The organism is Tepidiforma sp., from assembly GCF_026419595.1.
Classification (GTDB): Bacteria; Chloroflexota; Dehalococcoidia; order Tepidiformales; family Tepidiformaceae; genus Tepidiforma.
This window is the reverse complement of the sequence record NZ_JANZZD010000148.1, coordinates 1-510: the sequence shown is the minus strand read 5'-3', so window position 1 is coordinate 510 and position 510 is coordinate 1. Positions and strand designations below refer to the sequence as shown.

Genomic DNA, 510 nt, shown 5'->3' with positions numbered 1-510 from the left:
CACGTGGCCCATCATCACCTCGCCCTCGGCGGGCGGAGCCAGATGGCTGTAGTCGTCAAGCAGTTGCTCGTAATTCTCTTCGCCGTTGGCGGGATACTCCACCGGACGGTCTTCCTGGTTGCCCGTCATGCCCCAGACTCCAAAATCGCCTCATGGTGCACCGGCTCCCGCACGGCGCCGCCTCGCACGGCCAGGCCGTCCACATGGAGAACATTCCGGATGATCATCGCAGCCGCGGGCCGCCTTTCGGGAACCGGTGATGGCCGCCGCCTTTCAGATGGAATACAAATCATTGAAAGAGCGACACTTCAGAACTATACCGGAGCCCGCCGGGCTTGTCAACCTGAACCGCCCGCGCCGCCCGCGCTTCTCTCCCGGTGATGCAAAACTGCTCGCGCTGCGCTATATTGAAAGCGTCGCCTCCGCTTGCCGCTGATGCGATGTGGACAGGTGGCCGAGTGGTTAATGGCAGCAGACTGTAAATCTGCCGCTCCTTGCGAGCTACGGAGG

Annotated in this window: 1 protein-coding gene; it reads left to right on the top strand. The window is 62.2% G+C overall.

The annotated features are described in order from the left end of the window. Window positions 1-259: 259 nt before the first annotated feature. Window positions 260-436: a hypothetical protein gene (locus N2041_RS14870; protein WP_297679428.1), complete on the top strand. Its 177-nt coding sequence runs from the start codon at window positions 260-262 to the stop codon at window positions 434-436. Window positions 437-510: the final 74 nt, after the last annotated feature.

Coding starts and splice junctions, on each gene's coding strand:
- N2041_RS14870 (WP_297679428.1), top strand. CDS start 260: ATGGCCGCCGCCTTTCAGATGGAATACAAATCATTGAAAGAGCGACAC.